Below are 16,322 nucleotides of genomic sequence, written 5' to 3'. Positions count from 1 at the left end.
CGGTTTAGGCGTGCTTCGCGGCGACTGCGGCTTCCCGGCCGCTTCGTCAGCTCGCCGGCCAGTAGACCGCGTGCCAGCCGCGCTCCAGGTCGGACCGGCCGATGATCGTCCCGTCGGGGGCGATCCCGGTCGCCCAGCTGTACGCACCGCCGGGCAAGGTGCCGAGGACCGTTTCGGCGCCGTCGGCGTCCCAGCGGGCCGCCACCGATTCGACGTTGCCGACGGCCGTGCCCAGCGCGTTGACCGCCACCGCCGCCGACCGCCGGGCGGGCTCCAGCACGGTGACCCCGCTCGCGGTCCAGCGCACCGCCCGGTCCTGGGCGAAGTCGGTGTACCCGCTGCCGACGACCACCCCGGCGCGGTTGATCGCGCGTGGCGTCGCGGAAGCCGGTGCCGCCGGCCAGTCGAGCGACACCCGCTGCCCGTCCCGCTGCCAGGCCACCGGGGCCGACCGGCCCGCCTCGGTGACGGTCCCGGCGATCACCCCGAAGTCGTTGATCGCGGCAGCCGTGGCGCCCGGATTGCCCAGGTTGCCCGGGGAAAGGTCGGTGACCGCGCCGGTGGCGCTCCAGCGGACGGCGTGCTCGTTGCCGGCGGAATCCCAGGCGGTGCCACTGATCAGCGCGCCGTCACCGGTGATCCCGGTGACGGTGGTCTGCCCGCCGCCGGGCAGCGACGCGAGCCGGGTGACCGAGCCGTCCGGGCCCCAGCGGACCGCGACGTAGCTCCCCCGCGGGTCGGTGCCGCCGCCGGCGACCACGCCGGTCCGGCTGATGACGGCTGCGTCGGACGACGCGGCCCACGGCAGTGCGGTGACCGAGCCGTCCGGGGCCCAGCGGACCGCGTGCCCGTCGCCGTTCGCGTCCTGTGCCCAGCCGACGGCCACGCCGTCGTCGTTGACGGCGACCGCGCTGCCCAGCTCGCCACCCAGCGTGGGCAGAGCGCTGATCCGGCCCTGGCGGTCCCACTTCACCGGGTGGTACCGCAGGCGCACGTCCTGCGGGTACGACTCACCGACCATGGTGCCGCCGGCGTTGATCGCGGACACGGTGCTGAACTGGTCACCCGGCAAAGTGCCCAAGTCGACCGGCTCGGGGGTGGCCGCGGCCGCCACCCCCGGCAGGCTCAGCGCGGCCGCCGCGAGCAGCGTCCCCGCGGTGAGCGGCTTCTTCAGGCAGGACAGCATGATTCCCCCTCCACCGGCGGTTCCCGTCGCTTCCGTCCGGAAGCGCCCCCTCCGCCGCCGCCGGATCACGCCTGGCCGGCCGATGTGGTTTAGGGCGTGCCCGGTGAGTGGTCGAACGGGGTGATCGTCGAAGACCACGCTGTCGACCCGCTTACCGGACAGCTCTTAAGCGTGCTTCGCGGCAGCCGCGCCTTCCAGGCCCAGCAGCGTGATCGACTTCTCGCGCATCTCGACCTTGCGGACCTTGCCGGTCACCGTCATCGGGAACTCCTCGACGACGTGCACGTACCGCGGGATCTTGTAGCGCGCGAGCTTGCCTTCGCAGAACTCGCGCACCTTCTCCGTGGTCAGCGGCGAAGCGCCTTCGCGCATGCGGACCCACGCCATCAGCTCTTCGCCGTACTTCTCGTCGGGGACGCCGATGACCTGCGCGTCGAGGATGTCCGGGTGCGTGTACAGGAACTCTTCGATCTCGCGCGGGTACAGGTTTTCGCCACCGCGGATGACCATGTCCTTGATGCGGCCGGTGATGTTGACGTACCCGTCGCCGTCCATGACCGCCAGGTCGCCGGTGTGCATCCAGCGGGCCGCGTCGATCGCCTCGCCCGTCTTGTCCGGCTGCTCCCAGTACCCGAGCATCACCGAGTACCCGCGGGTGCACAGCTCTCCCGGCTCGCCGCGCGGCACCGTCAGGCCGGTTTCGGGGTCGACGACCTTGACCTCCAGGTGCGGCCCGACCCGGCCGACCGTCGACACGCGACGCTCGATCGAGTCGTCCGCCCGCGTCTGCGTCGACACCGGGGACGTCTCGGTCATGCCGTAACAAATGGACACCTCGGCCATCCCCATCCGGTCGATGACCTGCTTCATCACCTCGACCGGGCACGGCGAGCCCGCCATGATCCCGGTCCGCAGCGACGACAGGTCGAAGCTCGCGAAGTCCGGGTGGTTGAGCTCGGCGATGAACATCGTCGGCACGCCGTAGAGCGAGGTGCACTGCTCCGCGGCGACGGCTTCGAGCGTCGCCTTCGGGTCGAACGCGGGCGCCGGGATGACCATGCAGGCGCCGTGGCTGGTGCACGCGAGATTGCCCATCACCATGCCGAAGCAGTGGTAGAAGGGCACCGGGATGCAGACTTTGTCCTGTTCGGTGTAGTTGCAGAGCTCTCCGACGAAGTAGCCGTTGTTCAGGATGTTGTGGTGGCTGAGCGTGGCGCCCTTGGGGAAGCCGGTCGTGCCCGAGGTGTACTGGATGTTGATCGGGTCGTCGGCCGAGAGCGCGGTCTGCTTTTCGGCCAGCGACGCCGGGTCGCCCTGCCAGCCGGCGTCCATCAGCGCCTGCCAGCTCTCGCCGCCCAGGATCACGACGTGCTCGAGGCCCGCGCACTTCTCGCGGACCTCGTCGACCATCGCGGGGTAGTCGGACGTCTTGAACTTGTCCGACGCCACCAGCAGCCGGACGCCGGCCTGGTTGAGCACGTACTCCAGCTCGTGCGAGCGGTAGGCGGGGTTGATGTTGACGAGGATCGCGCCGATCTTCGCCGTCGCGTACTGCAGGAAGGTCCACTCCGCCCGGTTCGGCGACCAGATCCCCACCCGGTCGCCCTTGCCGATGCCCTGCGCGACGAGCCCCAGCGCCAGCGCGTTGACCTCGGCGGCGAGCTCCCGGTAGGTCCACCGCCGCCCGGCGAAGCGGTCGACCAGCGCGTCCCGGTTGCCGTGGGCCGCGACCGTCCGGTCGAAATTGTCGCCGATGGTGTCCCCGAGCAGGGGGACTTCCGAGATCCCCGAGGCGTAGCTCGGCAGGGCGGGCGCGTCAGGCATGGTGCCTCCCGTAGACGTCTTCGTCGTGCGCCCCGAGTCTAAGACGACAACGCCCGGTCCAGGTTGATCGCCGAGCTGATCAGCGACAGGTGGGTGAACGCCTGGGGGAAGTTGCCCAGCTGGTCCCCCGTCAAGCCGATCTGCTCGGCATACAACCCCACGTGGTTGGCGTAGGTGAACACCTTCTCCAGCGCCAGCCGCGCCTCCTCCACTCGGCCACTGCGGGCCAGAGCTTCCACGTACCAGAACGAACAGATCGAGAACGTTCCCTCGGCGCCATCAACGCCGTCCGGGGCCTGGGCCGGGTCGTAGCGGAACACCAGGCTGTCGACCACCAGCGTGCGCTCGACCGCCCGGAGCGTCGAAGTGAACCGGGGGTCCGTCGGGACGCAGAACTTCACCAGCGGCATCAGCAGCAACGACGCGTCCGGGACGAACTCGCCGTACTGCCGCGAGTAAGCGCCGTCCGCTTCGCTCCAGCCGCGCGTCTGGATCTGCTCGTGGATCTCGTCGCGGACGGTCGTCCAGCGGGTGAGGTCGGCCGGCAGGCCGCGGCGGCGGGCGACGCGCACCATGCGCTCGATCGCCACCCAGCACATCAGCCGGGAGAACGTGTGGTCCTGGCGGCCCGCGCGGGTCTCCCAGATGCCCTGGTCCGGCTGGTCCCAGTGCTCCAGCAGCCAGTCGAGCACCCGGGTCAGGTTGTGCCACGCGTCGTACGAAATCCCCGAGCCGTGCTTGTCGAACAGGTAGATCGAGTCGATCAGCTCGCCGTAGATGTCCAGCTGCAGCTGCTCGCCCGCCGCGTTGCCGATCCGGACCGGCGACGAGCCGCGATAGCCCTCCCAGTGGTCGAGCACCTCCTCCTCGCGGGCCGGCTCACCGTCGATCGTGTACATCACCCGCAACGGCCCGAGGTCGCCGTCGCCCGGGTCTTCGAAGCGGCCGGTGAGCCAGCCGAAGAAGTCCTCGGCCTCGGTCGTGAAACCCAGGCGCAGCAACGCGTACAGCGAGAACGCCGCGTCCCGGATCCAGACGTGCCGGTAGTCCCAGTTGCGCTCGCCGCCGACCTGCTCGGGCAGCCCGCACGTCGGCGCGGCGATGATCGCGCCGGACGGCTCGTGCGTCAGCAGCTTCAACAGCAGCGCCGAGCGGTGCACCATCTCCCGCCAGCGCCCGGTGTAGGTGGACTGGCCGAGCCAGTCACGCCAGAACGCGACCGTCCCGCGGAACAGCTCCTCGGCCTCGTCTTCTTCGAGCGGCGCTTCGGGCGGGTCGCCGTCCAGCACCTCGAGGACGAACAGCGCGGTCTCGCCGGGGCCGAGCTCGAACTCGCCGGTGACGCCGCCGTCGTCGTCCTTCAGCGGCACCGACGTGCGCAGCCCGAGCCGCAAGTCGACGCCGGCGAACACCACGCCGTGGTCGGTGCTCTCGACGCGGTGTGACGCCCGCGCGTAGTCGAACCGCGGCCGGACGTCGGTGGTCAGCCGGATGTGGCCGCGGACGTTGACGACCCGCCGCACCAGCCGCTGCCGGTGCGCGGGGTCGCGCGGGCGCAGGACCGGCATGAAGTCCTGCACCTCGACGATGCCGTCCTCGGTGAGGAAGCGCGTGACCAGGATGTTCGAGTCCGGGATGTAGAACTGGTGCCGGTTGGTCACCTCGCACACCGGGTGCAGGCGCCAGTGCCCGCCACTGTCGGCGTCGAGCAGCGCGCCGAACACGCTCGGCGAGTCGAAGCGGGGCGCGCAGAACCAGCCGATCCGCCCGTCGGTGCCGACGACGGCGGCCGTGCGCAGGTCGCCGATCAGGCCGTGCTCGGCGATCGGCGGGTACCGCTCGCTCATGCCCCCGCCTCCGGGCCCCAGGAACCTCGCTCGTACCGCCGGGTCTCCGGTGGCGCGTCGAGCAGGGGCGCGCAGACCTCCCACAGCCGTTCGACCTCGTCGGCGCCGGTGAACCACGAGCGGTCACCGCGCAACGCCTCGAGCAGCAGCCGCGCGTACGGCTCGCCCTCGCTGTCGTCGGTCAGGTCGGCGTGGAGCGAACCGGCCGTGACCTCCTCGCGCGTCTCCGCCATGGCCTTGCCGGTGCGCAGGTGGAACGGCACTCCGCGCCAGCGGTCGTTGTCCACGAACGCTTCCAGCGCGACGAACGTCTCGCGGTCGGAGTCCGGGTCGACGTCGTCCTCGTCGCGGTAGCCCTCGTACTGGCCGAACACGGCCCGCGCCGGGTCGAACGGCCGCAGCGCGCGGAAGACGTCCAGCTTCGAGGTGCCCGGCTCCGCCGCGAGCACGCCCAGGACCTGGCAGAGGTGCGTCGGCACCATGTCGCGGAAGGTGCCGGTGGCCTCCATGAACGACCCGCGGCCCTCGATGCCGATCTCCTCGGGGACGTCGATCAGCACCGACTTCGCATCCGGGGTGGCTTCGGCGAGCTCCCGGACCGCGGCCTTGCCCAGGAAGTGGTCGATCCGGAACACGCGCTCCTCGTCGAACACGCCGTGCACGGTCCGGTTCAGCTCCTTCGCCGACGCGAGGTCGTGGCCGAACGGCTTTTCCAGCACCAGCCGCGCGTCCTCGGCCAGGCCGGACGCGCCGAGCATCTCGACCATCGGTCCCATCGCGGCCGGCGGGACCGACAGGTAGAGCAGGGTCCGGGCGTCCTCGCCCAGGTCGCGGCGGGCGTCGCGGACGGCCTCGGCCAGGTCGGCGCCGTCGTCGCTGTCGGAGACGACGAACGACACCCGGTCCTCGAACCCGCGGATCGTGTCACCGAGGCTCTCGCGGAACTCGGCGTCGGTGCCCGGCGAGTGGCGGCCGGAGCCGATCACGCGGAAGCCGTCCGGCAGGAGCCCCCGCTCGTGCAGCCGGGCGACGCCGGGCAGCAGCAGCCGCCGGGCGAGGTCGCCGGTGGCGCCGAAGATCACCAGGACGTGCGGCGGGATCGCGGCCCGTTCGTTGTCGATCACCGTCGGCGGATACCCCGAGGTAGCCGGGCCGAACCGTCCCCCGCTGGTAGCATCCGGACCCGAATCGAGGGGGCGATCGATGGCCGGCCAGGGGTTTCGCGACGAGCTGACCCAGCTGTTGCAGGCGCGCTACCCACTGCTGGTCGTCGAGACGCACGAAGAGCAGCGGGTGCTTCGGGAGATCCGCGCGGTCGCGGAAGACCAGCAGCGGCTGCGCACCCCGCGGCGCGTCTACGTCTGGTCGTCGACCACCGGCCTGGCGCCGGTGGGCGGGCCGCCGATCTCGGAGACGCGGGCCGCCGCGGCCGCGCTCGAGCGGGTCTACAGCTGGGGCGAGCCCGCCGTGTTCGTCTTCGTCGACCTGCACCCGTCGCTGGTCTCCGAAGGTGGGCACCGGCCGGATCCCGACGTCGTCCGGCGGCTGCGGGAGCTCGCCGCCGCGTTCAAGACGCGTCCGGTGCCGCTGAGCCTGATCCTCGTGTCGCCGTCGCTGCCCGTGCCGCCGGAGCTGGAGCACGACGCGACCGTCGTCGACTTCCCGCTGCCCGACCAGCGCCAGATCGGCGAGCTGCTGGACGGCATGGTCGCCGCGCACCGCCAGAACGTCCGGATCAGCATCGACCGGGACGACCGCGACATGATCGTCGCCGCCGCGCGGGGCCTCACGCTGCCCGAAGCCGAGAACGCCTTCGCGCGGGCGCTCGTCGAAGGCGGCGGGCTGGACCCCAGCGACCTCGAGCTGATCCTTGCCGAGAAGCGCCAGGCCGTCCGCCGGTCCGGGATGCTCGACATCGTGCCCGCGGAAACGAGCTTCGACGCCGTCGGCGGCCTCGACCGGCTCAAGCGGTGGCTCACCAAGCGCACCGGCACCTGGACCCCCGCCGCGGCGGCGTACAACCTCGCGGCGCCGAAGGGCCTGCTGCTCACCGGCGTCCCCGGTTGTGGCAAGAGCCTGTCCGCGGTGTGCGTCGCGAACATGTGGCGGCTGCCGCTGCTGCGGCTCGACCTGGGCCGCGTCTTCGCCGGTCTCGTGGGCTCCAGCGAGAAGAACATCCGCACGGTCATCCGCACCGCGGAAGGCATCGCGCCCTGTGTGCTCTGGGTCGACGAGATCGAGAAGGGCCTCGCCGGCGCGGGCGGCGGCGGGGACGGCGGCACCGCGCGTCGGGTGTTCGGCACGTTCCTGTCCTGGATGCAGGAGAAGACGGCGCCGGTGTTCGTGATGGCGACCGCGAACCAGGTCGGCTCGCTGCCGCCGGAGTTCCTCCGCAAGGGCCGCTTCGACGAGATCTTCTTCGTCGACCTGCCCTCGGCGCCCGAGCGCGCCGCGATCTGGCGCATCCACCTGCACCGGCGGGTCACCGACGACTTCGTCCGCAGTGAGCTGCGGATGGACGACGCGCTGTTCACCGAGCTCGCCGACGTCAGCGCGGGCTACAGCGGCGCCGAGATCGAGCAGGCCGTGCTGTCCGGCCTGGTGGACGCGTTCGCCGAGAAGCGGCCGCTGCGCCGGGACGACCTGGTGCGCGCGGTGAAGTCGACCGTGCCGCTGTCGGTCACCCAGGCCGACGAGATCCTGGCCATCCGGAACTGGGCGGAGACGCGTGCCGTCGCCGCCACCGACAACGGCGAAGACGTCGAGGCGCCCCCGCCCGTCGCGCCGCCGGAGTCCCCGAGGGGAAGGACGATCGACGTATGACGCACCGCGTGACCGTCACCATCGGCAAGGACGGGTCGATCAGCGCCGAGACCCACGGCGTGACCGGCTCCCGGTGCCTGGACTACATCCCGCTGCTGGAGGACATGCTCGGCGCGGAAACGGAAACATCGGAGTTCACCGAGGACTACCGGCGCACGTCGGCGTCCGCCGAGAACACCGCGTCGCAGCAGCAGTCGCAATGGAACTCCTGAACCTGCACCGGATCGTCGACACGACGGCGGCGGAGGGCCCGGGCCTGCGGTGCGCGGTGTGGACCCAGGGCTGTTCGGTCCGCTGCCCCGGGTGTTTCAACCCGCAGACGTGGACGACCCGCGGCGGGTTCCGGCTGGCGTGGCCCGACCTGGTTTCGCGCGTGCTGGCCATTCCCGGGATCGAGGGGGTCACGCTGCTGGGCGGGGAGCCGTTCGACCAGCCGTCGCCGCTGGGGCTCTTCGCCGCGGCGGTCCGTTCCGAGGGCCTTTCGGTGATGACGTTCACGGGGAACGTCCTGGAGGAGCTGCCGCCGTCGAAGCTCCTGGACTCGACGGATCTGCTGGTGGACGGGCCTTTCCTGGCCGACCGGCCGGAGCCGTCACGGCCGTGGGTGGGCTCGGTCAACCAGCGGTTCCACTTCCTCACCGACCGCTACGACGAGTCGATCTTCACCGCCCCGAACCGCCTCGAAGTGACGATCGCCCCGGACGGCGCGATCGAGCTGAACGGGTTCGCCACCACCGAAGTGCTCGAAGCGCTGCTCGAAAGGGATCACCGATGAGTGTCACGCTCAAGCTGCGCAGCGAGGCGCTGGCCCAGCTCAACGCGGCCACGATCGCCGCGCACACGCAGGCGCAGCCCGGCGTCGTCACCGTGCGGACGCGGATGCGGCACCGCGACCTGCTGACCCGCGCGCTCACCGGGCTGCGCGCCCAGGTGAGCGACACCGGCAACGCCGTCACGGCCGCGTGGGAAGGCCGGCGGATCACGTTCGTCTACGGCGGCGAGGGCGTCCAGCTGGCGCACGTGGACGGCCCAGGGCTTGCCGAGGCCGAAGCCCAGCGGCTGGTGTTGTCGGTCGACGAGGCCTACGCCGCCCAGGTGCAGCAGGCGGTGCTCGCGCGGCTGAAGCAGCGCGCGGCTTCGAACGGGATGGTCGTCGAGTCCGAGCGCGTCAACGCCGACCAGTCGATCAGCGTCACGCTGGCCGCCACGTCGTGACCGAGGTCAGGGTCGGCCTGATCGAGTTCGGCAAGGCGCTCAACGACTCGGTCGCCCTCCCCGGCCTCGGGGAGCTGCCCGGCGGGCAGGTGAGCATCGGGCGCGCGGTCCGCGGCGCCCGCGCGCGCCTGAAGCGCGGCGACCGGATCCTGGCGGACAACCTGCGTCTCGGGATCATGGTGCGGAAGAAGTTCTTCTCCAGCGACGTCGAGGCGGTGACCGACGCCGGGTTCCTCAAGGACGTCTTCGTCGCCGTCGGGCGGCGCGACATCGGGAACGGCGACGCGCTGGAGCTCTACACCGACGACGCCGTCGGGCCCGACACGAGCCGGCCGGACGCGGTCGCCGCGGTGCTCGCGCCGGCGTACGACCAGGTGACGGGGTTCCACCTGCAGGTGCGGCCGCAGCACGGCGTGCTGCGGTTCGGGGTGCTGACTACGCTGCTGCGCGCCGGCCGGGCGGTCGGCGAGCCGATGCGGGTGCTGGGGCTGTTCGGCCCGGCGGGGCCGGTCGAGGAGCTGCCGGAGGGGCAGCCGGGCACGGTGCTGCTCGGTTTCCAGTGCGACGTGCCGCCGATGGCGGGTGACACGCTGGCCGCGTTCCCCGAGCCCGAGGCCGACCACCTGGAGCGTCGCGAGGGGGTGGCGGTGGTGCACGGCCTGAACGACCTCGGCAACGGCTCGGTCGTCGCGGCGGTCGAGGTCCCGGAGGGGCGCGGCGCGCTGTTCACGGTGGGCCGGCAGGCCCGGGTGCTGCGGCCGGCGGGGACGACGTTCAACGAGCGGAGCACGGTGGTCGCGGCGGACCTGCGGATCCTGTCGCTGGCCCGGGGCGGGGTCGCGACGCGGACGAACGCCGGGTCGCGGACGTTCACCGTGGGGATCGCGTTCCGGGACCTGCGGCAGAACGACACGATCGAGGCGTACGTCGCGGCTGACGCGGTTGCCCTGGCGCCACCACCGGTTTCTCTTGCGCTGGTGGACGTCAACACGGCTTCCGGTCCCGAGCTGGCGCAGCTGCTCCCGGCGGACAAGGTGACCCGGGCGTTGGAGCTGCGGCAACGGCAGGGCGGCTTCCCGGATGTCGAGGCGTTCGGCGTCGCGATCGGCCTGCAGCCGCACGAGATCGTCCGGCTGCGCACCCGGGCGACGGCCGGGCGGGTGCCGTTGCGCGAGACGGGTGTCCGGCAGCTCGACATCTGAGCGCGGGGTGGCGGGTCCGCTACGCTCGGGGACGTGCCGGAGCAATTTTCCCTGGGCCTGACCGAGGTCGACACGGCGATCCGGCGCACCGGTCTCCCGGCGAGCTGGCACCCGTTCGAAATCCGCAGCCCCGGCCGCACCCTGGACGAGCACTCGCGCATCGCCGCGGAGGCGTGGGAGTCCCTTCGCGCGCGCGGCCTGGCGGGCCCGGACAAGCTGGACATCGAGGTCGAGCAGACGCTGCGCGCCTGGACCCAGCCGGACGTGCTGATCGTCGTCCGCGCGGCGGAGGAGGGCCGCCAGGTGTTCTACCGGGCGGCCGTCGGGCACGGGCTGGGGGTGTTCTCGGAGCTGGCGGGCGAGGAGATCCTGTTCGCCCAGTCCCGGCCGGACCGCCTGGTCGACCTGGTGGTCGGCATGTTGCCGGCGTACCGCCCGGTCCCGCTACCGGAGCTGACGATCACCCGCGGCGCCCCGGCCCGCGACGTCGAGGCGGCGGCGGAGTTTTCGGCGTGGCCCCTGCACCGGTACGGGACGTTCGAGCTGTCGGTCCGCGTGTCGGGGGCGTTGCGCCCGACGGGAACGGTGACGTTCATCGACAACGACGGCGGCCGCTTCCTGATGTTCAACGAGCCCCTACCGGGCGGCGAGACCCGCGTCAGGTTCACCCCATCGGATGGTTCCCACCTGCGCACCTGGCTCCACGACCGTGGCCGGAACCACTGACGCGGCCGGTTCGTCACTAGTACAGTGCAGAGGGACCACGCAGGGTGGTGCCGAACGACGGGGAGGGCGTCATGAGCGGTTCACAGTTCGGCGCACCTGGGTCTTTCAAACCACCGGCCGGAGAAGGGGACGCGGGGTCGAACTTCATCTCCGGCCTGCTCAGCGGAAATGTCGACTCGGAGGCCGCGAAGCAGGTCAGCGAGGGCGGCAACCACCTGAAGGGCCTCGCCGAAAACGGTCAGTTCGCGGTGAACGAGGAGGGCTTCCAGGCCTATATGAAGGCCTGCGACTTCTTCCTCGACGGCTACAACGCCATGATCGTCGACGTCCGCACCCTGTCGCTCAAGGCCAAAATGGGCGGCAGCGAGTACGCCCAATCCGTCGCCGACTTCAACGTGAAGGTGGCCGACGGGGACGAGCAGTCATTGATCCCCAACCTCATCAAGATGCGTGACGGTATCCAGCGGGCTCGCGAAGCGATGGTCATCGCGCGCAAGAACTACCGCGAAACCGAGGACGCGCACAGCATGACGTTCACCGAACTCAACAAGGGGCTGCAGGCGTAGTGACCGTTCGACGCGTTCCGGCCGGGTTCGCCGCGTTGGCCATCGCCTTCGGCCTGACCGCCTGCACCAGTCAGGTCGGCGGCCAAGCGAACCCCAGTTCAACGGTGGCGGGATCAACCGCCCCCGCCACGAGCGGCGCGACCGCCGATCCCGATGACCCCTTCGCCAGCGTGAGCCCGTGCTCGATTCTCGACCAGGTCCTCGCCGGACAGGGCTTTCCCAAAGCCGGCCCGATGGTCGCGGAGACGAACACGAAAGAAGCCTGCCGAACCACCAAACCCACCTCGGGTAACACACCCGGCGTGGACGCGGCACTCATTCTGCAGCCGGGGCGGAACTACAAGGACAACGTCGGAAACCCGAGCCAGGCGAGCGAGGGGACGGTAAACGGCCGAGCCGCGGTCGAAGAACGCGAACCGGAGAATTCGTCCGGGCAGTGCGGTGTGTGGATGGAAGTGAAACCCAGCTCCCGGGCTTTTGTCCTGCTCGCCTCGGGTACGGACACCGCGAAAGCCTGTCAACAGGCAGAAGAAATTGCCGCGAAGGTCGAACCCCTGCTGCCGAAGAACTGAGACGGAGTCCTGCCATGAGTCAGCCGCACCGGGCGCAGCATCGCCAGTCCGAGGGTGACTACTACGCCGCCACCGAGCAGAAGCTCCAGGGCCACGGCGCGGATGGCCAGCAGCTGACTCAAAAAGCTGCGTCGGACTACTCCGTCGCACAGGGGAAACTCCTGCAGCAGGGCCAAAACCTGCGCGGTGACTCGCCGGCGCCCGGTGAGAACTACGCCAACAGCCCGCACGAAGTCCTGTACGACATGGTGCACAAGGACCTCGACATCGAAGGCATCAACGACCGCAGCCGGGTGGCCAACGTCTACGGCAACTGGCTGGCCGATGCCTCGAACCAGTTCCGGGACGCGGCGACCGCGTCCGGTGGGTCCTGGCAGGGCCCCGCGGCCGAGCAGGCGAACGGCTTCTTCCAGGACACCGCGGGCCACACCGAAGACACCGGCAATGCCATGCAGCTCGTCTCCAACCACTACTCCCAGCAGTCCGCCGCCGCGCATTACGCCAAGACCAATATGCCTGAGCCCACCGGCTTCAACCAGCAGGCCGAGCTCGACAAGGCCAAGCAGCAGTACAACTCCGGTGACCTCATCGGCATGAGCTCCACCATGGTCGACATCCAGGCCAAGCAACAACAAGCCGACGCGGCGCACCAGCAAGCCGTTCAGGTGCTTCAGAACCTCGATGGCACCTACCACGAAACCGCCAGCTCCCAACCCACCTACGCGCCGCCGCCGCAGTTGGGGGGTGGGGACTCCACCTCTGCCGCCGGTTTCCACGGGACCAGCAGCACCAGCTTCACCGGCACCCCCACCATCGGCGGCGGAACAGGCACGAGCACCGGCACCGGCGGCATCACCGGCCCGGGCGGCGGCATCACCGGCCCCGGCGGGACGACCGGCGGCGGGTTCCCGGGAACGACAACCAACCCGCCCGCCTACGTCCCGCCCGGCGCCACCAGCGGCACCGGCGGCACCTTCGGCGGTGGCAACACGAGCTTCCGCGGCGGCGGCCCCGCCCCCAGCGCCTTCCCGCGCATGACCCCCGACGGCCTCGCCATGACCGGTGGCGGCAACCCCGGTGTCGGCTCAGGCAGCGGAGACATCACGCGAGGCAAGTCCCGCGCCGGGTCCGGGTTTGCCGGGTCGCGGGTCTCCGGGGCCGGTGGTGCTCCGAAGGAAGCCGGTGCGGAGAGGACCGGTGGCAAGGTTCCCGGTGAACGGCTGGAACGCGGGGCCACCGCCGCCGCGGCGGCCAAGGGCAAGGTCGGGGCCAAGGGCGGGGCCTCCGGTGCCGCCGGGGCCGGGGGTGCGGGCAAGAAGAAGGAAGACGACAAGGAGCACAAGAACAAGTACGCCGTCGAGGAAGACGTCTTCGACCTCAAGCCCGAACGCGGGCCGGACGGCGAGAAGATCGTCAAGCCGACCATCGGGGAGACCTCCTAGGGGCGAACCCCTAAATCTCGCCGAGGGGAACCGGGTCGCCGCTAGATTGGAAGCCATGCGCTTCTTCATCGTCGACGCCTTCACCGACCGGGCCTTCACCGGGAACTCCGCGGGAGTCGTCCTCCTCGACGAGCCCGCCGACGCCGCCTGGATGCAAGCCGTCGCCGCTGAGATGAAGCACGCCGAGACCGCCTTCGTCGTCACCACCGGGGACGGCCCGAAGTCGCTTCGGTGGTTCACGCCCGAGGTCGAGGTCGCGCTCTGCGGGCACGCCACCGTCGCCGCCACTCACGTCCTCGGCGGTGAGCAGGTCTACACCACCAAGAGCGGCGAACTCCGCGCCCGGGCCGACGGCGGCTGGGTCGAGCTGGACTTCCCCTCCGACCCGCCCGCGGCGACCGACGACGACCTGTCCGGAATCCTCCCCGGTGTCGAGATCGAGTACACCGGGCGCGGCGTCGAGAACCTCTTCGCCGTCCTCACCGACGCCCAGACGGTCAGAACCCTCGAACCCGACCTCGTCCGGCTCAAGGAGACCTGGAAGGGCCGCCTGCTCGTCACCGCGAAGGGTGACGACTACGTCAGCCGCTTCTTCGCGCCCGGCGTCGGGATCGACGAAGACCCGGTGACCGGCTCCGCGCACTGCATCCTGTCGCCCTACTGGTCGGAGCGGCTCGGCAAGAAGGAGCTCACCGGCGAACAGGTCTCGCAGCGCGGCGGGATCGTCCGGACGCGTCAGGACGGCGACCGGGTGCACCTCGCCGGTCAGGCCGTCACCGTCGTGAGCGGGGAGCTGCACGTCTGATGCGCACGCTGCTGAACATCATCTGGCTCCTGCTCTGCGGCCTCTGGATGGCGCTGGGTTACCTGGTCGCGGGTGTCATCTGCTGCATCCTGATCATCACGATCCCGTTCGGGCTCGCGTCGTTCCGGATCGCGGCCTACGCGCTCTGGCCGTTCGGGCGCACGGTCGTCGAGCGGCGCGACGCCGGCGCCGCCTCCTGCCTCGGCAACGTCATCTGGTTCGTCTTCGCCGGGCTCTGGCTGGCGATCGGGCACGTCTTCACCGGCGTCGCGCTCTGCATCACGATCATCGGCATCCCGCTCGGCATCGCGAACTTCAAGATGATCCCGGTGTCGCTGATGCCGCTCGGCAAGGACATCGTCGAGATCGGCTGATCAGGACTCCGGCTCGTACGGCAGCTCCACCACCAGGCAGGGCCCGCCGACGAACAGCCCGCCGTCGACCCCGAGGGCCTTGCCGCCCGCGTACAGGAACGGCCCCTCGATCTGCGTCGGGTGGATGCCCAGCTGGTCGGCGATGACGCTGTGCCCGTGCACGATCCGCGAGCCGCCCAGGGCGCCCATCAGCTTGTCGGCGTTCTCCTCGCCGTCGGGGCCGCGGAACGCGTAACGCGTCGTCATGCGGCGCCAGACGTCCCACCACGACTCGAGGTCCGACCCCGTGAGGATCTCGGTCGCCGCCTCGTTGATCGCCTCGATGGACGACCCCCAGTCGAGGTACTCCAGCGTGTCCGAGTGCAGCAGCAGGTGGTCGGCGGCGAGCGCGGCCAGGGGGCGCGCGGTCAGCCACTCGATGTGCTCCGGGGTCAGCCGGTCCTGGTCCGACAGCAGGCCGCCGTTGATCTCCCAGCTGCGGGCGAAGCTGCGGGGGCCGAAGTCGGACGGCACCGGCTCGTCGCCGAAGTGGTACATCCCCAGTGCCAGGATCTCGTGGTTGCCCAGCAGCGTCTGCACCTGGCCGCCGGCCTCGGCCGCCTGGGCTTCGAGCTGCATGACCAGGTCGATCGCGCCGACGCCGTCCGGGCCGCGGTCGACGAAGTCCCCGAGGAACCACAGCTGGTCCTCGGCCCCCGACCAGTTGTCTTCGTCGTCGACCAGGCCTTCGGCGCGTAGTGCGTCGGCCAGTTCGTCACGGTGGCCGTGCACGTCGCCCACTACGTACGTGGACTTGCTCATCCGCTGACGATAAGCCCTTCTTCCACCCGGCTCACCGTCAGCCTTCGCCGAACGGGTCCGTGGTTCGCCCGATCAGGTCGGCGATCGAGTCGAGCACGAGCGTGGGCCGATACGGATAGCGTTCGGCCGACTCCCGGGTGGATATGCCGGTGAGCACGAGGATGGTCTGCAGCCCGGCCTCGATGCCCGAATGCACGTCGGTGTCCATCCGGTCGCCGATCATCAGCGTCGACTCCGAGTGCGCACCCAATCGGCGCAACGCCGAGCGCATCATCAGCGGGTTCGGCTTGCCGACGTAGTACGGCGAGCGCCCGGTGGCCTTCTCGATCAGCGCCGCGACCGACCCCGTGGCCGGCATCGAGCCTTCGATGCTCGGCCCGGTCGCGTCCGGGTTGGTCGCGATGAACTTCGCGCCGCCCTCGATGAGCCGGATCGCGCGGGTGATCGCGCTGAAGCTGTACGTCCGCGTCTCGCCGAGCACGACGTAGTCCGGGTCACGCTCGGTCAGCACGTAGCCGACCTCGTGCAGCGCCGTCGTGAGGCCCGCTTCGCCGATGACGTACGCCGAGCCGTTCGGCCGCTGCGAGGAGAGGAACTTCGCCGTCGCGAGCGCCGAGGTCCAGATCGACTCTTCGGGGATGTCGAGCCCGGTGCGCTCCAGCCGGGCCCGCAGGTCGCGCGGGGTGTAGATCGAGTTGTTGGTCAGCACCAGGAAGTCGATGCCGTTCGCCTTCAGTTCGGCGAGGAACTCGTCCGCGCCCGGGACGAGGTGCTCCTCCTTGACCAGGACGCCGTCCATGTCGGAGAGATACGTCCACCGGCGCTCGTTCATGCGCGAAACCTATCACGCGCGCGAGGCGCCTGCGGCTCTCGCCGAAAAGGGCTACAGTGGGAATTGCCGGTGTTGCGAGGGGAGTCGCGTATCCGGCCACCGAGGGG

The 16,322-nt window shown here is 70.6% G+C and carries 17 protein-coding genes; 11 read left to right on the top strand and 6 right to left on the bottom strand.

Annotation, left to right across the window (positions count from 1 at the left end; translation table 11 throughout):
- Positions 1-46: 46 nt before the first annotated feature.
- From ACZ61C_RS02195 to ACZ61C_RS02180, 4 genes are all read right to left on the bottom strand, one after another.
- Complete coding sequence (locus tag ACZ61C_RS02195) at positions 47-1,186, bottom strand: hypothetical protein (protein WP_465301892.1); 1,140 nt, start codon at positions 1,184-1,186, stop codon at positions 47-49.
- A gap of 165 nt (positions 1,187-1,351) precedes the next feature.
- The gene (locus tag ACZ61C_RS02190) at positions 1,352-3,010 is read right to left on the bottom strand and encodes an AMP-binding protein (RefSeq protein WP_465301890.1); all 1,659 of its coding nucleotides are present in this window, start codon (positions 3,008-3,010) and stop codon (positions 1,352-1,354) included.
- A 38-nt stretch (positions 3,011-3,048) separates the two neighbouring features.
- Entirely contained in the window at positions 3,049-4,857 is a 1,809-nt protein-coding gene (locus tag ACZ61C_RS02185; protein WP_465301888.1) for a glycoside hydrolase family 15 protein, read from the bottom strand.
- On the bottom strand, positions 4,854-5,981 hold the full coding sequence (locus ACZ61C_RS02180; protein ID WP_465301886.1) for a glucose-6-phosphate dehydrogenase: 1,128 nt from the start codon (positions 5,979-5,981) through the stop codon (positions 4,854-4,856). Before ACZ61C_RS02180 ends, ACZ61C_RS02185 begins: the two co-directional genes overlap by 4 nt.
- Before the next feature lie 79 nt (positions 5,982-6,060).
- Here ACZ61C_RS02180 and ACZ61C_RS02175 point away from each other — a divergent pair, with 79 nt between their 5' ends.
- The 11 genes from ACZ61C_RS02175 (at position 6,061) to ACZ61C_RS02125 (ending at position 14,582) form a co-directional block, all read left to right on the top strand.
- Positions 6,061-7,680 (top strand): AAA family ATPase, encoded by a 1,620-nt coding sequence (locus ACZ61C_RS02175; RefSeq protein WP_465301884.1) that lies wholly within the window; start codon positions 6,061-6,063, stop codon positions 7,678-7,680.
- Positions 7,677-7,892, top strand: a complete 216-nt coding sequence (locus ACZ61C_RS02170; RefSeq protein ID WP_465301882.1) for a DUF2997 domain-containing protein — start codon at positions 7,677-7,679, stop codon at positions 7,890-7,892. The genes ACZ61C_RS02175 and ACZ61C_RS02170 overlap by 4 nt, the downstream gene beginning before the upstream one ends.
- A complete protein-coding gene (locus ACZ61C_RS02165) occupies positions 7,880-8,455 on the top strand; it encodes a 4Fe-4S single cluster domain-containing protein (protein WP_465301880.1) in 576 nt (191 codons plus the stop codon). The genes ACZ61C_RS02170 and ACZ61C_RS02165 overlap by 13 nt, the downstream gene beginning before the upstream one ends.
- The gene (locus ACZ61C_RS02160) at positions 8,452-8,895 is read left to right on the top strand and encodes a hypothetical protein (protein WP_465301878.1); all 444 of its coding nucleotides are present in this window, start codon (positions 8,452-8,454) and stop codon (positions 8,893-8,895) included. The genes ACZ61C_RS02165 and ACZ61C_RS02160 overlap by 4 nt, the downstream gene beginning before the upstream one ends.
- A complete protein-coding gene (locus ACZ61C_RS02155; protein WP_465301876.1) occupies positions 8,892-10,097 on the top strand; it encodes a ComEA family DNA-binding protein in 1,206 nt (401 codons plus the stop codon). The genes ACZ61C_RS02160 and ACZ61C_RS02155 overlap by 4 nt, the downstream gene beginning before the upstream one ends.
- A gap of 33 nt (positions 10,098-10,130) precedes the next feature.
- A complete protein-coding gene (locus ACZ61C_RS02150; protein WP_465301874.1) occupies positions 10,131-10,823 on the top strand; it encodes an ESX secretion-associated protein EspG in 693 nt (230 codons plus the stop codon).
- 71 nt (positions 10,824-10,894) lie between these two features.
- Positions 10,895-11,389, top strand: a complete 495-nt coding sequence (locus ACZ61C_RS02145) for a hypothetical protein (protein ID WP_465301872.1) — start codon at positions 10,895-10,897, stop codon at positions 11,387-11,389.
- On the top strand, positions 11,389-11,961 hold the full coding sequence (locus tag ACZ61C_RS02140; RefSeq protein WP_465301870.1) for a DUF3558 family protein: 573 nt from the start codon (positions 11,389-11,391) through the stop codon (positions 11,959-11,961). The genes ACZ61C_RS02145 and ACZ61C_RS02140 overlap by 1 nt, the downstream gene beginning before the upstream one ends.
- Before the next feature lie 14 nt (positions 11,962-11,975).
- On the top strand, positions 11,976-13,403 hold the full coding sequence (locus ACZ61C_RS02135) for a hypothetical protein (RefSeq protein ID WP_465301868.1): 1,428 nt from the start codon (positions 11,976-11,978) through the stop codon (positions 13,401-13,403).
- Positions 13,404-13,458: 55 nt separating this feature from the next.
- Positions 13,459-14,208 carry a PhzF family phenazine biosynthesis protein gene (locus tag ACZ61C_RS02130; RefSeq protein ID WP_465301866.1) on the top strand — a complete coding sequence of 250 codons (750 nt, stop codon included), beginning with the start codon at positions 13,459-13,461 and terminating at the stop codon, positions 14,206-14,208.
- Positions 14,208-14,582, top strand: coding sequence for a YccF domain-containing protein (locus ACZ61C_RS02125; protein ID WP_465301864.1), 375 nt, complete (start codon positions 14,208-14,210; stop codon positions 14,580-14,582). The genes ACZ61C_RS02130 and ACZ61C_RS02125 overlap by 1 nt, the downstream gene beginning before the upstream one ends.
- Here the strand turns inward: ACZ61C_RS02125 and ACZ61C_RS02120 are convergent, their stop codons facing one another.
- Positions 14,583-15,383: a metallophosphoesterase gene (locus ACZ61C_RS02120; RefSeq protein ID WP_465301862.1), complete on the bottom strand. Its 801-nt coding sequence runs from the start codon at positions 15,381-15,383 to the stop codon at positions 14,583-14,585. It lies immediately after the preceding gene.
- Positions 15,384-15,420: 37 nt separating this feature from the next.
- The gene (locus ACZ61C_RS02115) at positions 15,421-16,215 is read right to left on the bottom strand and encodes an HAD-IIA family hydrolase (protein ID WP_465301860.1); all 795 of its coding nucleotides are present in this window, start codon (positions 16,213-16,215) and stop codon (positions 15,421-15,423) included.
- Positions 16,216-16,322 lie beyond the last annotated feature (107 nt).

This window comes from Amycolatopsis sp. NPDC104587, assembly GCF_055583645.1.
This window is presented reverse-complemented; position numbering and strand designations above follow the sequence as displayed.

Coding starts and splice junctions, on each gene's coding strand:
- ACZ61C_RS02195 (WP_465301892.1), bottom strand. CDS start 1,186: ATGCTGTCCTGCCTGAAGAAGCCGCTCACCGCGGGGACGCTGCTCGCG.
- ACZ61C_RS02190 (WP_465301890.1), bottom strand. CDS start 3,010: ATGCCTGACGCGCCCGCCCTGCCGAGCTACGCCTCGGGGATCTCGGAA.
- ACZ61C_RS02185 (WP_465301888.1), bottom strand. CDS start 4,857: ATGAGCGAGCGGTACCCGCCGATCGCCGAGCACGGCCTGATCGGCGAC.
- ACZ61C_RS02175 (WP_465301884.1), top strand. CDS start 6,061: ATGGCCGGCCAGGGGTTTCGCGACGAGCTGACCCAGCTGTTGCAGGCG.
- ACZ61C_RS02170 (WP_465301882.1), top strand. CDS start 7,677: ATGACGCACCGCGTGACCGTCACCATCGGCAAGGACGGGTCGATCAGC.
- ACZ61C_RS02165 (WP_465301880.1), top strand. CDS start 7,880: ATGGAACTCCTGAACCTGCACCGGATCGTCGACACGACGGCGGCGGAG.
- ACZ61C_RS02160 (WP_465301878.1), top strand. CDS start 8,452: ATGAGTGTCACGCTCAAGCTGCGCAGCGAGGCGCTGGCCCAGCTCAAC.
- ACZ61C_RS02145 (WP_465301872.1), top strand. CDS start 10,895: ATGAGCGGTTCACAGTTCGGCGCACCTGGGTCTTTCAAACCACCGGCC.
- ACZ61C_RS02135 (WP_465301868.1), top strand. CDS start 11,976: ATGAGTCAGCCGCACCGGGCGCAGCATCGCCAGTCCGAGGGTGACTAC.
- ACZ61C_RS02130 (WP_465301866.1), top strand. CDS start 13,459: ATGCGCTTCTTCATCGTCGACGCCTTCACCGACCGGGCCTTCACCGGG.
- ACZ61C_RS02125 (WP_465301864.1), top strand. CDS start 14,208: ATGCGCACGCTGCTGAACATCATCTGGCTCCTGCTCTGCGGCCTCTGG.
- ACZ61C_RS02120 (WP_465301862.1), bottom strand. CDS start 15,383: ATGAGCAAGTCCACGTACGTAGTGGGCGACGTGCACGGCCACCGTGAC.
- ACZ61C_RS02115 (WP_465301860.1), bottom strand. CDS start 16,215: ATGAACGAGCGCCGGTGGACGTATCTCTCCGACATGGACGGCGTCCTG.